General features: G+C 64.9%; 21 protein-coding genes. 9 read left to right on the top strand and 12 right to left on the bottom strand.

Features of this window, described 5'->3' with window-relative positions:
- Nucleotides 1-15: 15 nt before the first annotated feature.
- From ispC to rpsB, 7 genes are all read right to left on the bottom strand, one after another.
- Nucleotides 16-1,257: a 1-deoxy-D-xylulose-5-phosphate reductoisomerase gene (gene ispC / locus ACUN9Y_RS05300; RefSeq protein ID WP_445459642.1), complete on the bottom strand. Its 1,242-nt coding sequence runs from the start codon at nt 1,255-1,257 to the stop codon at nt 16-18.
- Complete coding sequence (locus tag ACUN9Y_RS05305) at nt 1,254-2,060, bottom strand: phosphatidate cytidylyltransferase (RefSeq protein WP_445459643.1); 807 nt, start codon at nt 2,058-2,060, stop codon at nt 1,254-1,256. Before ACUN9Y_RS05305 ends, ispC begins: the two co-directional genes overlap by 4 nt.
- The gene (uppS, locus tag ACUN9Y_RS05310) at nt 2,053-2,823 is read right to left on the bottom strand and encodes a polyprenyl diphosphate synthase (protein ID WP_445459644.1); all 771 of its coding nucleotides are present in this window, start codon (nt 2,821-2,823) and stop codon (nt 2,053-2,055) included. The genes ACUN9Y_RS05305 and uppS overlap by 8 nt, the downstream gene beginning before the upstream one ends.
- An 81-nt stretch (nt 2,824-2,904) precedes the next feature.
- Nucleotides 2,905-3,462: a ribosome recycling factor gene (gene frr / locus ACUN9Y_RS05315; RefSeq protein WP_445459645.1), complete on the bottom strand. Its 558-nt coding sequence runs from the start codon at nt 3,460-3,462 to the stop codon at nt 2,905-2,907.
- A 4-nt stretch (nt 3,463-3,466) separates the two neighbouring features.
- The gene (gene pyrH / locus ACUN9Y_RS05320; RefSeq protein ID WP_445459646.1) at nt 3,467-4,234 is read right to left on the bottom strand and encodes a UMP kinase; all 768 of its coding nucleotides are present in this window, start codon (nt 4,232-4,234) and stop codon (nt 3,467-3,469) included.
- A gap of 127 nt (nt 4,235-4,361) precedes the next feature.
- Nucleotides 4,362-5,231 carry a translation elongation factor Ts gene (gene tsf, locus ACUN9Y_RS05325; protein WP_445459647.1) on the bottom strand — a complete coding sequence of 290 codons (870 nt, stop codon included), beginning with the start codon at nt 5,229-5,231 and terminating at the stop codon, nt 4,362-4,364.
- A 153-nt stretch (nt 5,232-5,384) separates the two neighbouring features.
- Complete coding sequence (gene rpsB, locus ACUN9Y_RS05330; protein ID WP_445459648.1) at nt 5,385-6,128, bottom strand: 30S ribosomal protein S2; 744 nt, start codon at nt 6,126-6,128, stop codon at nt 5,385-5,387.
- Between the two features lie 567 nt (nt 6,129-6,695).
- On the opposite strand from rpsB, the gene map reads away from it, so the two are divergent.
- From map to ACUN9Y_RS05365, 7 genes are all read left to right on the top strand, one after another.
- On the top strand, nt 6,696-7,487 hold the full coding sequence (map, locus tag ACUN9Y_RS05335; protein ID WP_445459649.1) for a type I methionyl aminopeptidase: 792 nt from the start codon (nt 6,696-6,698) through the stop codon (nt 7,485-7,487).
- A 7-nt stretch (nt 7,488-7,494) separates the two neighbouring features.
- Nucleotides 7,495-10,176, top strand: a complete 2,682-nt coding sequence (locus tag ACUN9Y_RS05340) for a [protein-PII] uridylyltransferase (protein ID WP_445459650.1) — start codon at nt 7,495-7,497, stop codon at nt 10,174-10,176.
- 206 nt (nt 10,177-10,382) lie between these two features.
- Nucleotides 10,383-11,579, top strand: coding sequence for a succinyldiaminopimelate transaminase (gene dapC / locus ACUN9Y_RS05345; RefSeq protein WP_445459651.1), 1,197 nt, complete (start codon nt 10,383-10,385; stop codon nt 11,577-11,579).
- 41 nt (nt 11,580-11,620) lie between these two features.
- Nucleotides 11,621-11,959, top strand: coding sequence for a Spx/MgsR family RNA polymerase-binding regulatory protein (locus ACUN9Y_RS05350; protein WP_445459652.1), 339 nt, complete (start codon nt 11,621-11,623; stop codon nt 11,957-11,959).
- Between the two features lie 32 nt (nt 11,960-11,991).
- Complete coding sequence (gene dapD, locus ACUN9Y_RS05355) at nt 11,992-13,017, top strand: 2,3,4,5-tetrahydropyridine-2,6-dicarboxylate N-succinyltransferase (RefSeq protein WP_445459653.1); 1,026 nt, start codon at nt 11,992-11,994, stop codon at nt 13,015-13,017.
- 43 nt (nt 13,018-13,060) lie between these two features.
- Nucleotides 13,061-14,260, top strand: a complete 1,200-nt coding sequence (gene dapE / locus ACUN9Y_RS05360) for a succinyl-diaminopimelate desuccinylase (protein ID WP_445459654.1) — start codon at nt 13,061-13,063, stop codon at nt 14,258-14,260.
- Between the two features lie 7 nt (nt 14,261-14,267).
- Nucleotides 14,268-14,654, top strand: a complete 387-nt coding sequence (locus ACUN9Y_RS05365; RefSeq protein ID WP_445459655.1) for a hypothetical protein — start codon at nt 14,268-14,270, stop codon at nt 14,652-14,654.
- A 153-nt stretch (nt 14,655-14,807) separates the two neighbouring features.
- Here the strand turns inward: ACUN9Y_RS05365 and ACUN9Y_RS05370 are convergent, their stop codons facing one another.
- The gene (locus ACUN9Y_RS05370) at nt 14,808-15,272 is read right to left on the bottom strand and encodes a cold-shock protein (RefSeq protein WP_445459656.1); all 465 of its coding nucleotides are present in this window, start codon (nt 15,270-15,272) and stop codon (nt 14,808-14,810) included.
- Between the two features lie 279 nt (nt 15,273-15,551).
- Between ACUN9Y_RS05370 and ACUN9Y_RS05375 the strand changes: the two genes are divergently transcribed.
- Entirely contained in the window at nt 15,552-15,731 is a 180-nt protein-coding gene (locus tag ACUN9Y_RS05375) for a SlyX family protein (RefSeq protein ID WP_445459657.1), read from the top strand.
- A gap of 161 nt (nt 15,732-15,892) precedes the next feature.
- Here ACUN9Y_RS05375 and trxB read toward each other — a convergent pair whose 3' ends face one another.
- The 3 genes from trxB to ACUN9Y_RS05390 all read right to left on the bottom strand — a co-directional run bounded on the left by trxB (nt 15,893) and on the right by ACUN9Y_RS05390 (nt 18,101).
- Nucleotides 15,893-16,846 (bottom strand): thioredoxin-disulfide reductase, encoded by a 954-nt coding sequence (gene trxB, locus ACUN9Y_RS05380; protein WP_445459658.1) that lies wholly within the window; start codon nt 16,844-16,846, stop codon nt 15,893-15,895.
- A gap of 220 nt (nt 16,847-17,066) precedes the next feature.
- Nucleotides 17,067-17,669: a peroxiredoxin gene (locus ACUN9Y_RS05385; protein WP_445459659.1), complete on the bottom strand. Its 603-nt coding sequence runs from the start codon at nt 17,667-17,669 to the stop codon at nt 17,067-17,069.
- Nucleotides 17,670-17,891: 222 nt separating this feature from the next.
- On the bottom strand, nt 17,892-18,101 hold the full coding sequence (locus tag ACUN9Y_RS05390; protein ID WP_445459660.1) for a CPXCG motif-containing cysteine-rich protein: 210 nt from the start codon (nt 18,099-18,101) through the stop codon (nt 17,892-17,894).
- Nucleotides 18,102-18,272: 171 nt separating this feature from the next.
- Here ACUN9Y_RS05390 and acnA point away from each other — a divergent pair, with 171 nt between their 5' ends.
- Entirely contained in the window at nt 18,273-21,017 is a 2,745-nt protein-coding gene (gene acnA / locus ACUN9Y_RS05395) for an aconitate hydratase AcnA (RefSeq protein ID WP_445459661.1), read from the top strand.
- A 265-nt stretch (nt 21,018-21,282) separates the two neighbouring features.
- Here acnA and ACUN9Y_RS05400 read toward each other — a convergent pair whose 3' ends face one another.
- Nucleotides 21,283-22,962 carry an NAD-dependent malic enzyme gene (locus tag ACUN9Y_RS05400; protein ID WP_445459662.1) on the bottom strand — a complete coding sequence of 560 codons (1,680 nt, stop codon included), beginning with the start codon at nt 22,960-22,962 and terminating at the stop codon, nt 21,283-21,285.
- Between the last annotated feature and the right edge of the window lie 74 nt (nt 22,963-23,036).

Here is a 23,036-nt window from a genome sequence, read left to right on the forward strand (position 1 = left end):
TCGTCGACGGTGGCGTCATCCTCGCCCCTCCAACCCGGCCTTCGCCAAGGCACGCGCCCCCGCGTCGGCAGCAAGCACCGCCTCGAGGCTGTCGGCGCGACGGGGCTCGGACGCGTCCCGCACTCGCTCCACCACACGGGCAATGTCGGTAAAGCCCAGTCGGCCATTGAGAAATGCCGCCACCGCGACCTCATTGGCCGCGTTGAGAACCGCCGGCGCCGTGCCACCTTCTTCCATGGCCTCCCGTGCCAGGCGCAGGCAGGGAAAGGCCGTTTCGTCCGCGGGCTCGAAGTCGAGCCTGGCCACCGCAAACAAGTCCAGAGGCTTGACCCCGGCGTCGATACGCTCGGGCCAACCCAAGCCGTAGGCGATGGGGGTACGCATGTCCGGATTGCCGAGCTGAGCAATCACCGAGCCATCGCTATAGGCGGCCATGGAATGGATCACGCTCTGGGGATGCACCACGACCTGAATCTGATCCGGGCGTGCATCGAACAGCCAGCAGGCCTCGATCAGTTCAAGCCCCTTGTTCATCAGGGTGGCACTATCCACCGAGATCTTGCGCCCCATCGACCAATTGGGATGGGCGCAGGCCTGCTCCGGCGTCACCGCGGCCAAGCGCTCAGGGTCGTAGCCGCGAAAGGGCCCGCCGGAAGCGGTCAGCAGCAGCTGGGTGACGCCGTGGCGCTCCAGACCGCCGCGATGCCGCTGGGGCAGACACTGAAAGATCGCATTGTGTTCGGAGTCGATCGGCAGCAGCGCTGCCCCGCTCTGCTCCACCGCACCCATGAACAACGCCCCGGACATCACCAGGGCCTCCTTGTTGGCGAGCAGGACCCGCTTGCCGGCTTGCACCGCGGCCAGGGTCGGCAGCAGGCCGGCGGCACCGACGATCGCCGCCATTACCACATCGGCCTCGCTGGCCCGCGCGATTTCGGCCAGCGCCTGCTCACCGTGACGCACCTCGGTGGGCAGCCCCGCCTCGGCGAGACGAGCGCCCAGCCAATCCGCATCTACGGCCGCATCCAGGACCGCGACATCGGGACGGTGTACCAGGCACTGCTGATAAAGTGATTCGCGCGAGCGATGGGCGCTCAACGCGTGCACTCGGTAACGCTCGGGGTGGCGGGCGATGACATCCAGGGTGCTGGTGCCGATCGAGCCGGTGGCCCCCAGCACTACCACACCCTGCGGTCGGCGGTCGCTCGAACCGTCCAGCGAACGCCCCGCGGTATCGGGAAAATGACCCTGGGTCATGTCATCACCAGCCAACGAAAGAAAAGGGCAAATAACGGCACCGCCGCGGTCAGGCTATCGATGCGATCGAGCACCCCGCCATGGCCCGGCAACAGCTGGCTGGAGTCCTTAATCCCGCGCTGGCGTTTTAACATGCTCTCGAGCAGGTCGCCCAGCACGGAGACCAGGGTCACGGCCAGGGTCAGTGCCACGAGCACCGCCGTCGCGCCCCCACCCAGCGACTGCCAGAGCGCAAACACCACTGCCAGTGTCGCCGTCACCGCCATGCCGCCGTAGACGCCTTCCCAGGACTTGCCGGGGCTGACGTGAGGCGCCAGCTTGCGACGCCCGACCGCACGGCCGACAAAGTAGGCGCCGATGTCCGCACCCCACACCAGCAGCAGCACGAACAGCAACCAGACGGCGCCACTATCTCTGAGCACGTTGAAACCCACCCAGGTCGGCAGCAGTACCCAGCCGCCCATGGCCAGGCGCATGGCCGACGACGACCATTGGGCCTGGCGCGCCGGGTGGCCGGTCACCCACCACAGGTTGGCCAGCCAGCCCAGCGCCCCGATCACCAGCACCCAGGCCGCCTGGGACTGACCAGCGACCCACAGGGCGGCCATGGCCACGCCAAGGGCCACGACCGGAGCGAGACGCCTGGCGCCACGCTCGAAGCCGGCGAGGTTGGCCCATTCCCACCCGGCGAGCAGCACGATCGCGGCGGTAAACAGGGCGAAGGCCCCACCGGACAGGCCGAACAGTCCGGCCAACGCCAGGGGCGCCAGCCAGGCGGCGGTGATGATGCGTTGCTTAAGCACCCTGGGCCTCGAGTTGTTCGTCGGTCATGCCGAAACGGCGCTTGCGCTGACAGAAATCCTCGAGGGCATCGTCGAAGGCATCGCCGTCGAAGTCCGGCCACAGCACTTGGGTGAAGTACAGCTCGGCGTAGGCCATCTGCCACAGCAAGAAATTCGAGATGCGGCGCTCACCGCTGGTGCGAATGCACAGGTCCACCGCGGGAGCATCGCCCAGGCACACCTCAGCGCCGAGGGACTGCTCATCGATGGTGGCGGGATCGAGATCCCCGTCGGCGACACGCTCGGCGAGACGCCGCGCGGCACAGGCGATGTCCCACTGACCGCCATAGTTGGCGGCGATGACCAGGTGCAGACCGGTGTTGTGCCGGGTCAGCGCCTCGGCATCGCGAATATGCTTCTGGATCGCCGTCGAAAACCCGGTGGAATCACCGATCACCGACAGCCGGATGTCGTGCTGGTGAAGCTTCTTCACTTCACGCTTGAGCGCCATCAGAAACAGCTCCATCAGCGCATTGACCTCGGCCACCGGACGCTTCCAGTTCTCGCTGGAAAAGGCGAACAGGGTCAGGGTCTCGATGCGCCGCTCGGCGGCGCGCCGGATAACCGCACGCACGGCCTCGACGCCGGCGTGATGGCCGCGCACGCCAGACATGCCGCGGGCACGCGCCCAGCGGTTGTTGCCATCCATGATGACGGCGACGTGGCGTGGCAGATCGGCCGCGGCCGGCAGCGGTCGAAGTTGGGGAGACGGCGGTGACGTCATGATGTCTCGCATGGCGGTTGAATCAAGGACCGGGGCCTGGGCCCCGGCGCGACACAGGGCGGCAACAATGCCGACCCGGCGTCAGACCTGCATCAGGTCATCTTCCTTCGATGCCAGCGCCTTGTCGATCTCGGCGACGAAGCGGTCGGTCAGCTTCTGTACGTCGTCTTCGCCCTGGCGCTGCTCGTCCTCGGAAATATCCTTGTCCTTGAGCAGCGACTTGAGATCGCCGTTGGCATCGCGACGCACGTTGCGCACCGCCACCCGGGCGTTCTCGGCTTCGGAACGGGCCTGCTTGATGTAGCCCTTGCGTGTTTCCTCGGTCAGCATCGGCATCGGCACGCGAATGACGTTGCCGGCGCTGGCCGGGTTGAGGCCCAGGTCGGAGGTCATGATGGCCTTCTCGACCTTCGGCACCATCGGCTGCTCCCAGGGCACCACGGTCAGGGTGCGGGCATCCTCGACGTTGACCGAGGCGACCTGGTTGAGCGGCATCATGGAGCCGTAATACTCGACCTGCACCGCATCCAGAATGCTCGGATGCGCGCGGCCGGTACGAATCTTGTTGAAGTTGTGATGCAGCGACTCGATGGTCTTTTGCATCCGTACTTCGCAGTCTTTCTTGATATCGTCGATCACTGTCTCACCCTCTATCAATCAGCGTGCCTTCCTTGCCGCCCACCACCAGGTTCAGCAGGGCGCCAGGCTTGTTCATATTGAAGACCCGAACCGGCATATCATGGTCCCGTACCAGGCAGATGGCGGTCAAATCCATTACCCCCAGCTTCTGCTCCAGCGCATCGTCGTAGGACAGCTGGTCGTACTTGACCGCATCGTCGAACTTGACCGGGTCCTTGTTGTACACGCCGTCCACCTTGGTGGCCTTGACCACCACGTCGGCATCGATCTCGATGCCACGCAGGCAGGCGGCCGAATCCGTGGTGAAGAAAGGATTACCGGTGCCGGCGGAGAACAGTACCACGTCTCCGGAGGTGAGATAGCGGATAGCGGTGCGCCGATCGTAGTGTTCGACCACGCCACTCATGGGAATCGCCGACATCACCCGCGAACGAATATTGGCACGCTCGAGCGCATCGCGCATGGCCAGCGCGTTCATCACCGTCGCCAGCATGCCCATGTGGTCGCCGGTGACTCGCTCCATACCCGCCGCGTGCAAGGCCGCGCCACGGAACAGGTTGCCGCCACCGACCACGATACCCACCTGGACCCCGATACCCACCAGCTGGCCGATTTCCAGGGCCATGCGGTCCAGCACCTTGGGGTCGATACCGAAGTCGGCATCACCGGTCAGCGCTTCGCCCGACAGCTTGAGCAGGATCCGCTTGTACTTCGAGACGTCGGCGCGGGTCTTTTCGGGTTTGGCGGAGGGGGAGGAATCGGCGCTACTCATGGCATGTCTCCGGATTGGCAAGCTCGACCGGAATCAACCGGCCGCATACACGAAGGCGTGCGCTCGCGCGCACGCCATCGACCTACTGTGGCATCACGACGGATATCACAGACTGGAACCTAAGACCTTAGCTACGCTTGGCCTGTTCCATCACTTCCTTGGCGAAGTCGACCTCTTCCTTCTCGATGCCTTCGCCCACTTCGAAGCGCGTGAAGCCAACCACTTCACCACCCGCGGCCTTGACGAACTCGCGGACGCTGACGTTCGGGTCCTTGACGAAGGGCTGCTCGGTCAGGCTGTTCTCGGCCAGGTACTTCTTGAGGCGGCCTTGAACCATCTTCTCGGCGATCTGCTCCGGCTTGCCGGCCATGTCCGGCTGCGCCAGGATGATGGCCTTCTCTTCGTCGAGCTGCGCCTGCGGCATTTCTTCGGGATGCGCCACGGCCGGATTGATGGCGGCCACGTGCATGGCGACATCCTTGGCGGCATCGGTGGTACCACCCTTGAGCTCGGTCAGCACGCCGATGCGGCCACCGTGGACGTAGGCGCCCACGAGGTTGCCCGCGGCGGCGTTGACGACGATGGCACGACGCACGCCGATGTTCTCGCCGATCTTCTGCACGAGTTGCTCGCGAGCGGTCTCGAGCTCGCCATTCATGACCGCGGCAACGTCTTCGCTCTTGGCGGCGAAGAAGGCGTCGGCGATCTTGGCGGCGAAGGCCTTGAAGTTGTCGTCACGGGCGACAAAGTCGGTCTCGGAGTTGATCTCGACCATCACGCCGACACTGCCATCGTCGGCGACGCGAGAGACGACCACGCCTTCGGCGGCGGTACGGTCGGCCTTCTTGGCGGCCTTGAGGCCAGAGTTCTTGCGCAGATCCTCGATCGCTTGATCGATGTCACCGCCGGCTTCGGTGAGTGCTTTCTTGCACTCCATCATGCCGAGCCCGGTACGCTCGCGCAGTTCCTTGACCTGGGAGGCGCTGATAGCTGCCATGGTATTCACCTCTGAATGGTTCGACCTGGGTGTCAGGTTGACCTCGGGGCATCAGACCCCGCGGCCAGAGTAGAGAAAAGGGGGCCGCGGCCCCCTTTGCGCCTGTCCGGCGTAGACCGCTTACGCGGCCGGCTGGCCCAGGCGGGCCGAAGCTTACTCGGCAGCGGCGGCGGTATCGCCTTCGCTGTCGGTCACTTCGACGAACTCATCGGGACGACCTTCCTTCGCACGACCACAAGCGTCGGCGATGGCCTTCACGTAGATCTGGATGGCACGAATGGAGTCATCGTTACCCGGGATCACGTAGTCGACACCGTCCGGATCAGAGTTGGTATCCACCACACCGATGACCGGGATGCCGAGCTTGTTGGCCTCGTTGATCGCGATGCGCTCGTGATCAACGTCGATCACGAACAGCGCGTCGGGCAGGCCGCCCATGTTCTTGATACCACCGATGGAGCGCTCGAGCTTGTCCTGCTCGCGGGTGGACATCAGGACTTCTTTCTTGGTCAGCTTCTCGAAGGTGCCATCTTCACGCATGGATTCGAGATCGCGCAGACGCTTGATCGACTGACGAATGGTCTTGAAGTTCGTCAGCATGCCGCCGAGCCAGCGATGGTTCACGAAGGGCTGACCAACGCGGTTGGCCTCTTCCTTGATGATCTTGCTCGCGCTGCGCTTGGTGCCAACAAACAGGATCTTGTTGTTGGACGCGGCCATCTTCTCGATCACATCGATCGCCTCGTTGAGCGCCGGAAGGGTATGCTCGAGGTTGATGATGTGAATCTTGTTACGAGCGCCGAAGATGAACTTGCTCATCTTCGGGTTCCAGTAACGGGTCTGGTGACCGAAGTGTGCGCCTGCCTTCAGCAGGTCACGCATATTAACGTGTGCCATGGATGACTCCTGGAAAATCGGGTTAGGCCTCCACGCACCCCATGGATCCGACCGACGGCTCTCACCGAAGGCACCCGGGACCATGTGTCGGTGCATGTGTGTTTTCAAGGCTTACGGGCACGCACTACGCGCGCCTCTATAGGGTGACACCCTCCCACCTTCGCGTGCTGGTGGACGCTGGCTCCGGCCCTTGGTCTGAAGCCTGTTCCGAGAACGTGTCCAAGAACTTGCCCAGAAACCGTGGCCGGGGAGCGAAGCGGCAACCAGGAACGGCGATTGCAGGAAAGCGCGCAGCTTTATACCATGGTTAGCCTTCGAGTTGAAGTCGTCGGACGTCTCAGGCCACCGTCAGGTGATGTCGATACCGGTAGTTCGCTGGCAAGTGCTGCCGCCCCGAGGCGCGCTTTCGCGTAAACTACCGGGCGACCCCAGGCCTTGCGCCGGGACGCCGAGCGCTGCTAACGCCCAGAGACCGCCGTCCCGGGCGAGCGTCCGGCGCGACGACCCGTCACTTCAGCTGACGCCAGCCCGCCGTCCCCGGGCGACACCACCCAGACCCGAGATTCCATGAACGTACCCATCAAGACGCCCGAAGAAATCGAGAAGATGCGTGAAGCAGGCCGCCAGGCCGCCCGCGTATTGGAGATGATCGCTCCCCACGTCGAGGTCGGCGTCAGCACCGGGCACCTCGACCGCCTGTGCCATGACTTCATCGTCAACGAGCTCGGCTCCACCCCCGCGCCGCTGAACTACCACGGCTTCCCCAAGTCGATCTGCACCTCGATCAACCATGTGGTCTGCCATGGCATTCCCGATGACGCCAAGAAACTCAAGAAAGGCGACATCATGAACATGGACATTACCGTCAAGACCGCCGAGGGCTACCACGGCGACTCCAGCGTGATGTTCGTGGTCGGCGAGAGCATCCAGGGCGAGCGCTTATGCCGCGTGACCCAGGAATGCCTGTACAAGAGCATGGCCCTGGTCCGCCCCGGCGTCCGCCTGTCGGAGCTTGCCCGGGCCATCGAAGGCCACGCCAAGGAAAACGGCTACTCGGTGGTGCAGGACTTCTGCGGCCACGGCATCGGCGCGGGGTTCCACGAGGATCCCCAGATCCTGCACTACGATGGTTACGCGCCGGAGGCGGACATCGCCCTCGCCGCCGGCATGTGCTTTACCATCGAACCGATGATCAACATCGGCGATCACCGCACCAAGGTGCTGCGTGACGGCTGGACCGCCGTGACCAAGGACAAGGGACTGACCGCCCAGTGGGAGCATACCCTGCTGGTCACCGAGACGGGGGTCGAGGTGCTGACCGCTCGCTCGGAAGAAGACCTGTCCTTCCTCCAGCGCTGAGACGTCCATGCTCCTGCACCATTATCGCTTCGCTCCCGAGTTCGAACTGTTCGACTTCGAGGAATTCCGCACCCAGCTCGACGGCCAGCGCTCTCCCATCGCCCCCTTCAAGGGCGCGCTGAGGGAAATTCAGGCCCGCCTGGACGAGCGCTTCCTCGGCGGTGCCGACATACGCGATCTGGTGCGGGGGCGCGCCTGGTGCATCGACCAGCTGCTGGCCCTGGCCTGGGAGCGCCATGCCGGCCTCGACGATGGCGCGGCGCTGCTCGCCGTCGGCGGCTACGGCCGCGGCGAGCTGCACCCGCACTCCGACATCGACCTGATGTTCCTGCTCCGGGACGACGACGACACGCCCTACCGCGAGCCGCTCACCGCCCTCATCACGTTCCTGTGGGACATCGGGCTTGAGATCGGCCACAGCGTGCGCTCGCTTCACGACTGCAGCCGCGAAGCGCAAGCCGACATCACCGTCGCCACCAACCTGCTGGAATCGCGCACCCTGGCCGGCCCAGAGCCCCTGCGCGAGGCGATGCGCGAACGCCTGTCCCAGCAGCACATGTGGCCGGCGGATCGTTTCTTCGAGGCCAAGTGGCAGGAGCAGATCGCCCGCCACTACCGCTTCAACAATTCCGAGTATCACCTCGAGCCCAACATCAAGAGCTCCCCCGGGGGCTTGCGCGATATTCAGATGATCGGCTGGGTGGCCAAGCGCCACTTCGATACCGAGAGCTACGAGGACGTGGTCGACAAGGGCTTCATGAACGATGCCGAGCACCGCATCCTGAGCCAGGGCCAGGCCTTCCTGTGGCAGGTGCGCTATGCCCTGCACATGTTGACCGGGCGGGCCGAGGATCGCCTGCTGTTCGATCACCAGAACACCATCGCCGAGCTGTTCGGCTATCGCGACACCCCGGAACGCCTGGCGGTGGAGCAGTTCATGAAGCGCTACTATCGCCACGTCACCGCCCTTGCCGGCCTCAACGACATGCTCCTGCAGCACTTCGACGAAGTCATCCTGCGGCCCAACGAGACACCGGCGGTCAGTCCTCTGAACGAACGCTTCGAGATCGCCGGCGGCTATATCCAGGCGCGCTCACGCAATGTCTTTCGCGATGAGCCCTCGGCGCTGCTCGAGCTCTTCTACCTGATGGCCGAACACCCCGAGATCGAAGGCGTACGTGCCGACACCATCCGGCTGATCCGCGATCACCGCCACCTGATCGATGACTTCTATCGCGACGATCCGCATCACCAGGCGCTGTTCATGGCCCTGCTGCGCTCCAGCGGCAACGTCGCCCGCCAGCTGCGGCGCATGAACCGCTACGGCGTACTCGGCAAGTACCTGCCCGCCTTCGGCCAGGCGGTGGGGCTCATGCAGCATGACCTGTTCCATATCTACACCGTGGACGCCCACACCCTGCGCCTGCTGAAGTGCCTGCATGGCTTTCGCAAACCCGAGGCGAAAAAGGAGTTCCCGGTCGCCGCGACCCTCATTCACCAGCTGCCGAAGATGGAGACCCTGTGGATCGCCGGCCTGTTCCACGACATCGGCAAGGGCCGCGGCGGCGATCACTCGCTGATCGGAGCCCGCGATGTCGAGGAGTTCGCGCGCCAGCACCGGGTCTCGGACCGCGATACGCGCCTCGCCAGCTGGCTGGTGGAGCACCACCTGCTGATGTCGATGATCGCCCAGAAGCGCGACATCACCGACCCCGAGGTGATTCGCGACTTCGCCGCCACGGTGGGCGACGAGACGCGCCTCGATTACCTTTACGTACTGACGGTGGCGGACATCAACGCCACCAACCCGACCCTGTGGAACGGCTGGCGAGCCTCGTTGATGCGCCAGCTCCATGCCGAGACCCGGCGCGCCCTGCGGCGCGGCCTGGAGAACCCGCTGGAGCGCGAGGATTGGATCAACGAAACCCGCCAAGAGGCCCATTCGCTGCTAGCCACCATCGGCGCCGACATGACCAAGGTCGACGCCCTGTGGCAGTCCCTTGGCGAGGACTTCTTCCTGCAGTACGCGCCGAGCGAAGTGGTGTGGCAGACCCAGGGCATGCTTGGCCACCTCGGCAACGAGCTGCCGCTGATTCTGATCAACGCCCCGACCGACGACATGGCCGAGGGCGGCACCAAGGTGTTCATTCACACCCGCTCGGTGGATGACCTGTTCGCCGCCACCGCCGCGGCCATGGAGCAGCTTGGCCTGTCGATCCACGATGCCCGCATCGCCACCTCACTAAACGACTGGACGCTGAACACCTTCATCGTGCTGGACGATCATGGTCGCGCCATCCGTGAGCCGCAGCGGCTGGAAGAGATCCGCCGCCATCTGGTCGAAGAGCTCGATGACCCCGACGACTATCCGACCATCGTCACCCGTCATACGCCGCGCCAGCTCAAGCACTTCAAGGTGCCGACCCGGGTCACCATCGAGCAGGACCCGGGCGGCGACCGTACCCTGCTGGAGCTGACCGCACCGGACCGCCCCGGCCTGCTGGCCCGGGTCGGCGGTATCTTCATGGAGCAGGGCATCGCCCTGTCCGCGGCCAAGATCGCCACCCTCGGCGAACGCGTCGAAGACGTGTTCTACATCACCGATCGCGATGGCGCTCCGCTCACCGACCCCGAGCGCCAGCAGAAACTGCGCGAGCGCCTGACCGAGGTGCTGAGCATTCAGGGCTAGGAGCGCCGCCCCTGGCACGCTAGGCCCTCCCCGAGCAGGCCACGACCGGTCCGGGTTTGAGCCCTTTCGGTGCCTTCCCTATAATCGTTGCCCGGCGCCAACCATCCGCGCTCTCGCCGATAACGGCGTAGACGGCTGGCGCCCCGTCAGCCCCTAGCACAACGCTGCCACGATAACGACGCCTAAAAAGGCGCGCCTGGACACTCATGAACCCCGACATCGATGCCCTCAAGCCCTACCCCTTCGAGCGCCTCGCCGCCCTGAAGAAGGCGCTCACCCCGCCGCCGGAGCTTGAGCCCCTGGCCCTGACCATCGGCGAGCCGCAGCACCCGCCGTACGCTGCCGCCCTCGAAACGCTGCATCGCCATCAGGCGGAGTTCGCGCGCTACCCGGCAACCACCGGCCTGCCGGAGCTACGCCGCACCATCGCCGACTGGACGACACGCCGCTTCGCCCTGGCCGGACTCGACCCCGAGACCCAGGTGCTGCCGGTCAACGGCACCCGAGAGGCCATCTTCGCCGTTGTCCAGGCGATGCTCGATCGATCGCGGCCGGCCCGGGTCGCCGTGCCCAATCCGTTCTACCAGATCTACGAAGGCGCGACGCTACTGGCCGGGGGCACACCCCTGTACCTGGACGCCGTCGCCGCCAACGGCTTCCGCCCGGATATCGACGCCGTGTCCAGCGACGACTGGCGCCAGGTGCAGATGATCTTCGTCTGCTCGCCGGGCAACCCCACCGGTGCGGTCACGCCGATCGAGGACTTCCAGCGCCTGATCGAGCTCGCCGACGAGCACGACTTCATCATCGCCTCCGACGAGTGCTACTCCGAGCTGTACCTCGATGAAGACGCGCCGCCGCCCGGCCTGCTGCAAGCCGCCGCGGCCATGGGGCGCCACGACTACCATCGCTGCCTGGTCTTTCATTCGCTGTCCAAGCGCTCCAACCTGCCTGGACTGCGTTCGGGATTCGTCGCCGGCGACGCCGACCTGATCCAGGCCTTCAAGCGCTATCGCACCTACCATGGCTGTGCCATGTCGCTGCCGATCCAGCACGCCTCCATGACCGCCTGGAGCGACGAGGCCCACGTGCGCGCCAACCGCGACGCCTATCGCGAAAAATTTGCCGCGGTCACCGAGATCCTCGCGCCGGTGATGGACTTTTCGACGCCCGAAGCCAGCTTCTACCTGTGGCCGGCGGTACCCGATGGCGACGATGAAGCCTTCACCCGACGCCTCTACGCGGAGGCCCACTTAAGCGTACTGCCGGGCAGCTACATGGGGCGCCCCGGCGCCAATGGCATCAACCCCGGCAGCGGCCGCCTGCGCCTGGCCCTGGTCGATGCCCTCGCGCCGACACGCGAGGCCGCCCAACGCCTGCGTGACCTACTCGAACGCGGCTAATCTGATACCCACGACCGCTCGCTACCGACTGGAGGCTTTCCATGCTGACGCTCTACGTGCTGAAGAGCTGTGACACCTGCCGCAAGGCGCGCAAGGCGCTCGACAGCAGCGGCCACCCGTACCAGGTCCACGAGCTGCGCGACGATGGCGTCTCGGCGGCCCTGCTCGAACATTTCCTGCTCTCGGTGCCGGTCATGACGCTGCTCAACAAGCGCAGCACCACCTGGCGCGAGCTGCCCGACAGTGCCAAGGCCGACGCGGATGCCAACAAGGCCCGCGAGCTGATGCTCGCCCATCCGACCTTGATCAAGCGCCCGCTGCTGGACACCGGTGACGACATCCTGGTCGGCTATCGCGACGGCGACTACGACACCCTTTGACCCCGACTCCTCCACCTTTCAAGGACAAGCACATGCTCAGTTTTGCACTCGGTATCGGCTCCCAAAACACCCAGGGCGACTGGCTCGAAGTCTACTACCCGGCTCCGCTGCTCAACCCCGATGCGAGCCTGACCGCGGCGGCCGCCAAGGTCCTCGACGCCCCCGCCGGCAACGCCGCCGTCAGCTTTCTGCCGGAGCACTGCGCAGCGCTTGCCGAGGCCCTGCGTGATGCCGGCCACCCGGTCCAGGCCGATCTCGCGGCGAGCCTGGCCGCCAGCCAGCGTCCGCTGGTCGCGACCTTCCTCAGCGAAGACCTGCCGCCGCAGACCGCCCCGGAGGTATATCTCAAGCTGCACCTGCTGTCCCACCGCCTGGTCAAGCCCCACGGCGTCGACCTGACCGGCATGTTCGGCCTGCTGCGCAATATCGCCTGGTCGAGCGAAGGCCCCATCGACATCGAAGAACTGCCCGCCCGCCGCCTCAAGGCTCGCCTGGAAGGCCGCCCGCTGTCGGTGGACTGCGTCGACAAGTTCCCCAAGATGACCGACTACGTGGTCCCGGGGGGCGTGCGTATCGCCGATACCGCCCGGGTGCGCCTGGGCGCTCACCTCGGCGAAGGCACCACCGTGATGCACGAGGGCTTCGTCAACTTCAACGCCGGCACCGAGGGTCCGGGCATGATCGAAGGACGCATCTCGGCAGGCGTCATGGTCGGCAAGGGCTCCGATCTCGGCGGTGGCTGCTCGACCATGGGCACCCTTTCCGGCGGCGGCAATATCGTCATCGCCGTGGGCGAAGGCTGCCTGATCGGCGCCAATGCCGGTATCGGCATCCCGCTGGGCGATCGCTGCACCGTGGAGGCAGGCCTCTACATCACCGCCGGCGCCAAGGTCGCCGTGCTCGATGACCAGGGCCAGGAAGTGCGCACCGTGGCCGCTCGGGAGCTCGCCGGGCAGCCCGACCTGCTGCTGCGCCGCAACTCCAAGAACGGCCGCATCGAATGCCTGACCAACAAGAGCGCCATCGCGCTTAATGAAGCCCTCCACGCCCACAACTGATTCGCTCGCCGGCGTAAGCCGGCGCAGCGTCTTCGAGACGCCTATGCCGACTACCGAAACACCCGCCCCCGTCGCCGCCAGCGGCGCAGCGCTCTCTCCCACCCTGGCGCTGGCCATGGACCTGATTCAGCGCCCCTCGGTGACGCCGGATGACTTAGGCTGCCAGGCGCTGATGATCGAGCGCCTCGAGCGCCTGGGGTTCGAAGTCGAGCGCCTGACCTTCGGCGATGTGGAGAACTTCTGGGCGGTGCGTGGGCATCACGGCCCGGTGCTGGCCTTCGCCGGCCACACCGACGTGGTGCCCACCGGGCCAGAGAGCCAATGGCAGACCCCTCCCTTCGCTCCGCAGATCGACGCGCAAGGCATGTTGCGCGGGCGCGGCGCGGCCGACATGAAAGGCAGCCTGGCCGCCATGATCACGGCCGCGGAGCGTTTCGTCGCGACCTGCCCCGACCACCAGGGGCGCATCGCCTTCCTGATCACCTCCGATGAGGAGGGGCCGGCGGTGGATGGCACCCGGGCCGTGGTCGAACACCTGCGCGAGCGCAACGAACGTCTCGACTACTGCATCGTCGGCGAACCGTCCTCTACCGAACGCCTCGGCGACGTGATCAAGAACGGCCGCCGCGGCTCTCTCGGTGGCGTGCTCAGGGTACGCGGCATCCAGGGCCACGTGGCTTACCCCCACCTGGCGCGCAACCCCATCCATCAAGTCGCCCCGGCGCTCGATGCTCTCGCCAACGAACACTGGGATGCGGGCAACGACTGCTTTCCTGCCACCAGCTTCCAGATCTCCAACATCCGCGCCGGCACCGGCGCCACCAACGTCATTCCCGGCGACGTGGAAATCGTGTTCAATTTCCGCTTCTCCACCGAGACCACCGACACCGAACTACGTGAGCGCACCGAAACCCTGCTGCGCGGTCACGATCTGGACTTCGAGATCGACTGGACCCTCAACGGCTCCCCCTTCCTGACCCGCGAAGGCGCGCTGGTGGACGCTACCGTGCACGGCGTGGCGGATGTCACCGGCACGACACCGGTACTGTCGACGTCAGGCGGCACCTCGGATGGCCGCTTCATCGCGACCCTCGGTACCCAGGTGGTTGAGCTGGGCCCACGCAATGCCACCATTCACAAGGTCGACGAGCGCGTACTGGCCAGCGATCTGGATGACCTGAGCGCCATCTACGAGGCTATCCTCGTTCGCCTGTTCACCGACACCACCACCACATCGGCTTGAGGTACGCATGCATCGCTATCCCGATATCGAGATCTACCTGGCCCAGGCCGATACCGAGCGCATCAGCGACTGGCTGGGCGCCGTCATGCAGGCGCCGCCGCTGACCGCCAGCGGCAAGCTCAAGTGGCGCACCGAAGGCCAGCGCGAAGGTGCCGCTGTCCCGGTGTTGCTGGTGGCCAAGGCCGCCGATGGCTTCGCCAGCCTGTGGTTCGACAGCGCCGCGACCCCCTGGCCGACGGACGTCGATTGCGCCCGGGCCGCCGCCGAGGCACTCGGCTGTGAGGTGCGCTGCTCGCTGGGCGGCTGGCAGCCGGGCGATGACCCCGACCGTTTCCTCCAGGTCACCCCCGACGGTAACGAACAGCCCATCGACTGGCCCGACTCGGGTCGCTGAGGCGCCACCCCAGGGGCTCTGCCGGGGCCTAAGCGACCTGTCGCCGCGGCCTGGGGGCGCCCCCACACAACGACGCCCCGCTCGAGGGCGGGGCGTCATCGGTCATCTCGGCACCAGACAGCAACGCGGCGCCCGGTGGTCAAGCCAGGGCCGTCAGGTGATCACGGTCACATCGTCGGCCTGAAGGCCACGGTCGTTCTCGATCACGTAATAGCGCACACGCTGGCCCTCGGCCAGGGTGCGATGGCCACGCCCGCGAATGGCGCGAAAGTGGACGAACACGTCCTCGCCGCCGTCCCGGGTGATGAACCCATAGCCCTTGTTGACGTTGAACCACTTGACCTCTCCGATCTCACGGTCATCATCTTCCACCTCGGCCAGGTTGACGAGCTGGGGCGTCAGGGCATTGACGGCCAGGGTGGCCAGCATCAACAAGGCGAACACCGCCGCCGCCGCAAAGACGTAGCCGGCCAGGATACGATCTTCCTCGATGCTCGAGGTCAGCACCTCGATCGAGACACCGGCGCCCAGGCTCGCCAGCAACGCGACCAGCAAAGGTGCCGGTGCGGCCAGCAGCAGACTGATTACACTGCAACGAAACACAACCCTTCTTTTCATGGACCTTGAATACTCTCTTGGCGTAAAAACGGATGGAATGACCATGGGACGAATACTGCGAAAGCGCAACGAATCGAAGCGCTCGGTGTCAAAGCACGAATCGGATACGTCCTTGTCATTGACGTATCCGACGCCGCTCCCGACAGCGCAAGCGTCCTGCTGCCCGGCGGGCAGGCGGGTATCACGATGAACGGTGACACACCGCAACATCAGTCTATCACGGGTGTTGACAAGGAGTCCGCCGATACAGCACAGCGCTTGGAGGCGCTGGAGAGCCGCGTGGCCTATCAAGAGCACTGGCTAGACACCCTGGATCAGGCGATTGCGCAACAGGAGCGCCGTCTGATGAAGCTTGAGCGCCTCGGCGAGTTGATGCAGACACGCCTTAAGGACATGCAAGCCAGTACCGGTCAGGGCATGACCCCTGGGCCAGACGACGAGCTTCCACCTCACTACTGAGACGGTGCCACCGAGACCTCCCGGCCCCCAGACGCCAGCACCGCCCCGATATCGCGGGCGGTGCTGGATCGCGGGCGGTGCTGGATCGCGGGCGGTGCAGGGGCCGCTCACGGCGACGGCTCAGGCCATGGGCCATGTGGCCCGGCGGCGCCCTCGGCGGCTCAGGCCAAGCCGTCGAGGTAGCGTTCCACATCCAGGGCGGCCATGCAGCCGCTGCCGGCCGAGGTGATCGCCTGGCGATAGACGTGATCCATCACATCACCGGCGGCGAACACGCCCGGCACGCTGGTGGCCGTCGCATTGCCCTCAAGCCCTGACTGCACCTTGATGTAGCCGCCGGCCATGTCGAGCTGGCCTTCGAAGATGCCGGTGTTCGGGCTATGGCCGATGGCGATGAAGACGCCGGGGGCCTTGATCTCACGGGTGGCGCCGTCGGCCACCGCTTTAAGGCGAACCCCGGTCACGCCGGAGCCATCGCCCAGCACCTCATCCAGGGTGTGGTTCCACACCAGCTCGACATTGCCGCTCTCGGCCTTGTCGAACAGCTTGTCCTGCAGGATCTTCTCGGCGCGCAGCGAATCGCGACGGTGCACCAGCGTCACCTTGGCGGCGATATTGGACAGATACAGCGCTTCTTCAACGGCGGTATTGCCGCCGCCGACCACGACCACGTCCTGGTTGCGGTAGAAGAAGCCATCGCAGGTGGCACAGGCCGACACCCCTTGCCCCATGAACTGCTGCTCCGACGGCAGCCCCAGATAACGAGCGCTGGCGCCCGTGGCGATAATCAGCGCATCGCAGGTGTAGGTACCGTTGTCACCCTTGAGGGTAAACGGGCGCTCGCCCAGCGCGACCTCGTGGATATGATCGAACAGCACCTCGGTATCGAAACGCTCGGCGTGACGCTTCATCCGCTCCATCAGCTCCGGCCCCTGGACGCCTTCGTCATCACCGGGCCAATTGTCCACATCGGTGGTGGTGGTCAGTTGACCGCCAGCCTGGATGCCGGTGATCAACAGCGGCTTCAGGTTGGCTCGAGCGGCGTACACCGCGGCGCTGTAGCCGGCAGGACCCGAGCCCAGGATGATCAGTCGTTCGTGGCGCACTTCGCTCATACAAACCTCACGCAATAAGACACAGGAGCCGCTTCTCGACCGGGAGCGACGACACAGATGTGACCGACAGAGATGTGGCGGATTCGGCGATGCCTGCGCAGGATCTGCCCCGGCATGGCCCAAGCCCCACGCGGGGTGAGATGGTCACCCCGCAGGACGTCGGATACGGGATACGACGAGAGGACGCCTGAGCGGCGTCCTGCCCTTGTCACCGAACGCCTTACAGGGCGCTGGAGTGCGCGCCCAGGTACTTGGCCACGCCTTCGGCGGTGTCTTTCATGCCTTCCTGGCCTTCGTCCCAGCCAGCCGGGCAGACTTCGCCATGCTCATTGTGGTGCTTGAGCGCCTTGACCATGCGCAGCATCTCGTCGACGTTGCGGCCCAGCGGCAGGTTGTTGACGACCTGATGCTGAACGACACCGTGCTCGTCGATCAGGAAGGAAGCGCGCATGGCAACGCCAGCGTCCGGGTGCTCGATGCCGTAGGCCTGAGTGACCTCGTGCTTGACGTCGGCCACGATCGGGAAGCCGACCTCACCGATGCCGCCGTTATCCGGGCTGGTCTTGCGCCAGGCGTGGTGGGTGAACTGAGAATCGATGGAAACCCCGATCACTTCAACGCCCAGCTCCTTGAACTGCTGGAGGCGGTTGTCGTGGGCGATGATTTCCGACGGGCACACGAACGTGAAGTCCAGCGGCCAGAAAAACAGTACGCGAAGCTTGCCGTTGCTGTCGGACAGCTTGAAGTTGTCGACGATCTCGCCGTTGCCAAGGACGGCGGCGGTGTCGAAATCAGGGGCTTGACGTCCAACCAGTACGCTCATGCGAATCTCCTTTTGAGAAGCAGGGTAAAAACTGACGGTGGAAGCCGATCTGCGGGGCTCCCGGAAAATCGTGGACCGATCACCTTAGGCCAAGGCGACGTCCGATGCCAAACGATCGTGATTATCGACCGCATAGCGAGGCGCTATTGTCTCGCCCGAACGATGAAGCCGCAATGACAGGACATGCAACGGCGCCGGTCCAGGGAAACGAGGGGATGGCGTCTAGATGACATCGTCGTCCGAACCCACCACCACCGAGACGATCTCTTCGCTGACCGGGTCGACCTCGATACGCATGTGGATCGGCGCGCAGCACTGCGGGCAATCCTCCCAGGTCTCGTGACTGCCCTGAGACACATCGACCAGCAAGTCGTAGCCGGCATCGCAATAGGGACAGTTCACGCCCCAGGTCGGTAACGTTTCTTCGTGCACGACACGCTCCTGACACCTTGGTGTCATAGCCATATGGCGACGATAGCGTCACTTTTCAAGCCGTGTCGAAGCAGGCATAGCGGCAGACAGCGGTTGAAGAGTCCATCTATGATGACCATGTACCCTATAAGAACAGGACCGTTCGACACCCACCGCATCAGGAGGACTGCAATGAGTACCGATTCCCTACCGGATACCCAGGACACACTGAAGGTCGGCAACAAGGACTACGCCATTTACAGCCTGCCCAAGGCCGCCAAGGCCTTGGGCAACATCGATCGACTGCCGATGACCCTCAAGGTGTTGCTGGAAAACCAGCTGCGTTTCGCCGACGACGAGAGCGTCTCGCACGACGATCTTCAGGCGCTGGTCGACTGGCAGAAGGAAGCTCGCTCCACCCGAGAGATCGGCTACCGCCCCGCGCGTGTGCTGATGCAGGACTTTACCGGCGTCCCCGGCGTGGTCGATCTGGCCTCGATGCGGGCTGCGGTCGAACGCCTCGGCGAGCAGCCGTCGAAGATCAACCCGCTATCGCCGGTCGACCTGGTCATCGACCACTCGGTGATGGTCGACAAGTTCGGCGACCCAAGCTCGTTCAAGGACAACGTCGCCATCGAGATGGAGCGCAACCGCGAACGCTACGAGTTCCTGCGCTGGGGTCAACAGGCCTTCGACAACTTCCGCGTGGTCCCCCCGGGCACCGGCATCTGCCACCAGGTCAACCTCGAGTACCTGGGCAAGACCGTCTGGACCAAGGAAGAGGACGGCAAGACCCTGGCCTACCCCGACACCCTGGTCGGCACCGACTCCCACACCACCATGATCAATGGCCTCGGCGTGCTCGGCTGGGGTGTGGGTGGCATCGAAGCCGAAGCCGCCATGCTGGGTCAGCCGGTGTCGATGCTGATCCCTGAGGTGATCGGCTTCAAGCTCAACGGCAAGCTGCGCGAAGGCATCACCGCCACCGACCTGGTGCTCACCGTCACCGAGATGCTGCGCAAGAAGGGCGTGGTCGGCAAGTTCGTCGAATTCTATGGCGACGGCCTGAAGGACCTGCCGCTGGCCGACCGCGCCACCATCGCCAACATGGCGCCCGAGTACGGCGCGACCTGCGGCTTCTTCCCGGTCGATGACGAGACCCTGACCTACATGCGCCTGTCCGGCCGTGACGACGAACAGGTTGCCCTGGTCGAGGCCTACTCGAAGGCGCAGGGTCTGTGGCGCGAGCCGGGCCATGAGCCAATCTTCAGCGATTCCATGGCGCTGGATATGAACGAGGTCGAAGCCAGCCTGGCCGGGCCCAAGCGTCCCCAGGACCGCGTTGCGCTGTCGAACCTGGGCGCCACCTTCGAAAAGCTGATGGCAGACGAGAGCCAATCGGCCGGCGAGTCCCGGGACGACAAGCTCGAGTCGGAGGGTGGCCAGACCGCCGTGGGGGTGGCCCGTAGCTACAAGCACGCGGCCAGCCAGCAGGTCAATTACGATGGCCAGGACTTCAGCCTCGATCCCGGCGCCGTGGTCATCGCCGCCATCACCTCCTGCACCAACACCTCCAACCCCAGCGTGATGATGGCCGCAGGGCTCTTGGCCCGCAAGGCCAAGCAGAAGGGCCTGACCACCAAGCCCTGGGTCAAGACATCACTCGCTCCCGGCTCCAAGGTGGTGACCGAGTACCTGGCCGCCGCCGACCTGCAGGATGACCTCAACGAGCTCGGCTTCAACCTGGTCGGCTACGGCTGCACCACCTGCATCGGTAACTCCGGGCCCCTGCCCGAGCCTATCGAGCAAGCGGTGAAGGACGGTGATCTGACCGTGGCCTCGGTGTTGTCGGGCAACCGCAACTTCGAGGGCCGCGTGCATCCGCTGGTCAAGACCAACTGGCTGGCCTCTCCGCCCTTGGTGGTGGCCTTCGCCCTGGCCGGGAACGTGCGCTGCGACCTCAGCACCGAACCCCTCGGCGAGGGTAGCGACGGCAAGCCGGTCTACCTCAAGGATATCTGGCCGAGCCAGGCCGAAGTCGCCGAAGCGGTCGAGAAGGTCAACACCAAGATGTTCCACAAGGAATACGCCGAGGTCTTCGACGGCGACGACGTGTGGAAAGCCATCAACGTGCCCGAAAGCGAAGTCTACGAGTGGGACGAAAACTCGACCTACATCCAGCACCCGCCGTTCTTCGAAGGCATGGGCAAGGAGCCGGCCAAGATCGAGGACGTCAAGGACGCCAATATCCTGGCCATGCTGGGCGACTCGGTGACCACCGACCACATCTCGCCGGCCGGCGCCATCAAGCCCGACAGTCCCGCCGGCCGCTACCTGCAGGAGAACGGCGTCAAGCCGGTTGATTTCAACTCCTACGGCTCCCGGCGCGGCAACCACGAGGTGATGATGCGCGGCACCTTCGCCAACGTGCGCATTCAAAACGAGATGCTGGACGGGGTCATCGGCGGCGAGACTCGCCACGTGCCAAGCGGCGAGCAGATGGCGATCTACGATGCCGCCATGCAGTATCAGCAGGACGGCACCCCGCTGGTGGTCGTAGCCGGCAAGGAGTACGGCACCGGCTCCTCTCGGGATTGGGCGGCCAAGGGCACCCTGCTGCTCGGCGTGCGTGCCGTATTGGCTGAGTCCTATGAGCGTATCCACCGCTCCAACCTGATCGGCATGGGCGTGGTTCCGCTGCAGTTCCCCGAGGGCGAAGACCGCAAGTCGCTCGGCATGACCGGCGACGAGACGGTATCCATCGAGGGCCTGGCCGAGCTGAGCCCCGGCGGCAAGGTCAAGGTGACCATCAAGGGCGACAAGGGCGAGAAGACCCTCGACGCCCTGTGCCGCATCGACACCGCCAACGAGCTCGAGTACTACCGCCACGGCGGCATCCTGCACTACGTGCTGCGCAAGATGATCGGCGCCGCCTGATAAGAAGGCGGGCTCGCCCCTCTTCCGCTTGCCCCTCTTCCGCTCGCCCCTCTTCCGAGAGGGGTTCTCGAGTGAGGGGCTCTTGAGTGAGGGGCTCTCGCGAGCGGCTCAAACGCAGCAAAAAGGCCCAGCCGGCTGACCGGTTGGGCCATTCTTTATCAATACGGGCTATCGATACGGGCTATCGATACGGGCCATCCCGTACACCGCGACAGCGAGGCACGCCCGCATCGGTGCCGACGAGGCGCGACGCCCCGCACACGAACTAGAACGCCCGACGACGATAGTCGCGGTAATTTGGCGTCCAGCAGCTCTTCTCGATATCACGACGCAGCTTCACGCCGTCGCTCTTGAGTGCCACGCCTTCATGCTGAGCCTGGGCGGCGACATCGAAGGCGATGGCCTTGGAGATCTCGCGAATACGGGCCAGCGACGGCAGCATGGCACCTTCACCGGTCTTGACGATGGGCGCTTCCCTGGCCAGTGCCCGAGACGCCGCCATCAGCATGGCATCGGTGACCCGACGCGCCCCGCTGGCGACGATGCCAAGACCGATGCCCGGGAAGATATAGGCATTGTTGCACTGGGCGATCGGAATGCTGCGACCATTGATCTCGACCGGTGCGAAGGGACTGCCCGTCGCCACCAGGGCAGCGCCATTGGTCCAGGCGAGCACGTCGGAGGGCAGCGCCTCGGCCCGCGACGTGGGGTTGGAGAGCGGCATGATCAGCGGCATCTCGCACTTGGCGTGCATGGCCTTGACCACGTCCTCGGTGAAAATACCGCGCTGGCCGCAGACGCCGAGCAACACCGTAGGCTCCACCTGCCGGACGACTTCGAGCAGGGACTGACCATCCCAATGCTCGACGAGCGTCGTGGGGTGTGCCAGACGCTGTTGAAAATCCCGCAGCCAGGCCTGGTCATCGGTCACCAAGCCTTCGCGATCGACCATGAACACCCGCGCTCGGGCCTGGGCTTCCGTGAGCCCCTCGGCCATCATCGCCACCACCACCATTTCGGCGATGCCACAGCCGGCCGAACCGGCACCGACGAAGACCACGCGCTGCTGAGCCATGCCCTCGCCGCGCGCCTGGCAGGCCGCCATCAGGGTGCCGACACAAACCGCGGCGGTGCCCTGGACATCGTCATTGAAGCAGCACAGCTCGTCACGGTAGCGCTCGAGCAGCGGCATCGCATTGGCCTGGGCGAAATCCTCGAACTGCAGCAGAACACGCGGCCAGCGACGCTTCACGGCGGCGATGAAGGTCGCCATGAACGCGTCGTATTCTTCCTGACCAACCCGAGGATGGCGCCACCCCATGTAACGCGGGTCGTCGAGCAGCGTCGGGTTGTTGGTCCCCACATCGAGGGTGATCGGCAGGGTATTGGCCGGACTGATACCGCCACAGGCGGTATACAGCGACAGCTTGCCGATAGGAATCCCCATGCCGCCGATGCCTTGGTCGCCGAGACCGAGGATACGTTCGCCGTCGGTGACCACGATGACCTTGACGTTGTCCTTGGTCGCACTACGCAGGATGTCATCCATGTGCTCGCGATCGGCATAGGAGATGAACAGCCCGCGGTGGTTGCGATAGATGTTGGAAAACTCCTCGCAGGCCTGGCCGACCGTCGGGGTATAGATGATCGGCAGCATTTCTTCGAGATGCTCGGACACGAGACGGAAGAACAGCGTCTCGTTGTCGTCCTGGATGGCACGCAGATAGATGTGTCGATCCAGGTCGCTGTGACACTGCTGATACTGGTGATAAGCGCGCTCGACCTGCTCGTCGATGGTCTCGACATTCTGGGGCAGCAGACCAATCAGGTTGAACTGAAGACGCTCGCGCTCGGTGAAGGCGCTACCCTTGTTCAGCAGCGGCATTTCCAGCAGCGCGGGGCCAGCGTAGGGAATATAGAGGGGACGCTTGATTTCAGTGCTCATCTCTCGTCTCGTTCGGTGACTGGGTCCGGGCCGTGGGCGCTCTCGCGACGCCTTTCAGGCCACTCTAGCACGCC

It is taken from the genome of Halomonas sp. V046 (assembly GCF_052645355.1).

Coding starts and splice junctions, on each gene's coding strand:
- acnA (WP_445459661.1), top strand. CDS start 18,273: ATGAGTACCGATTCCCTACCGGATACCCAGGACACACTGAAGGTCGGC.
- pyrH (WP_445459646.1), bottom strand. CDS start 4,234: ATGAGTAGCGCCGATTCCTCCCCCTCCGCCAAACCCGAAAAGACCCGC.
- rpsB (WP_445459648.1), bottom strand. CDS start 6,128: ATGGCACACGTTAATATGCGTGACCTGCTGAAGGCAGGCGCACACTTC.
- ACUN9Y_RS05370 (WP_445459656.1), bottom strand. CDS start 15,272: ATGAAAAGAAGGGTTGTGTTTCGTTGCAGTGTAATCAGTCTGCTGCTG.
- ACUN9Y_RS05400 (WP_445459662.1), bottom strand. CDS start 22,962: ATGAGCACTGAAATCAAGCGTCCCCTCTATATTCCCTACGCTGGCCCC.
- ACUN9Y_RS05340 (WP_445459650.1), top strand. CDS start 7,495: ATGCTCCTGCACCATTATCGCTTCGCTCCCGAGTTCGAACTGTTCGAC.
- ACUN9Y_RS05350 (WP_445459652.1), top strand. CDS start 11,621: ATGCTGACGCTCTACGTGCTGAAGAGCTGTGACACCTGCCGCAAGGCG.
- dapD (WP_445459653.1), top strand. CDS start 11,992: ATGCTCAGTTTTGCACTCGGTATCGGCTCCCAAAACACCCAGGGCGAC.
- ACUN9Y_RS05385 (WP_445459659.1), bottom strand. CDS start 17,669: ATGAGCGTACTGGTTGGACGTCAAGCCCCTGATTTCGACACCGCCGCC.
- dapC (WP_445459651.1), top strand. CDS start 10,383: ATGAACCCCGACATCGATGCCCTCAAGCCCTACCCCTTCGAGCGCCTC.
- tsf (WP_445459647.1), bottom strand. CDS start 5,231: ATGGCAGCTATCAGCGCCTCCCAGGTCAAGGAACTGCGCGAGCGTACC.
- map (WP_445459649.1), top strand. CDS start 6,696: ATGAACGTACCCATCAAGACGCCCGAAGAAATCGAGAAGATGCGTGAA.
- ispC (WP_445459642.1), bottom strand. CDS start 1,257: ATGACCCAGGGTCATTTTCCCGATACCGCGGGGCGTTCGCTGGACGGT.
- ACUN9Y_RS05365 (WP_445459655.1), top strand. CDS start 14,268: ATGCATCGCTATCCCGATATCGAGATCTACCTGGCCCAGGCCGATACC.
- uppS (WP_445459644.1), bottom strand. CDS start 2,823: ATGACGTCACCGCCGTCTCCCCAACTTCGACCGCTGCCGGCCGCGGCC.
- trxB (WP_445459658.1), bottom strand. CDS start 16,846: ATGAGCGAAGTGCGCCACGAACGACTGATCATCCTGGGCTCGGGTCCT.
- dapE (WP_445459654.1), top strand. CDS start 13,061: ATGCCGACTACCGAAACACCCGCCCCCGTCGCCGCCAGCGGCGCAGCG.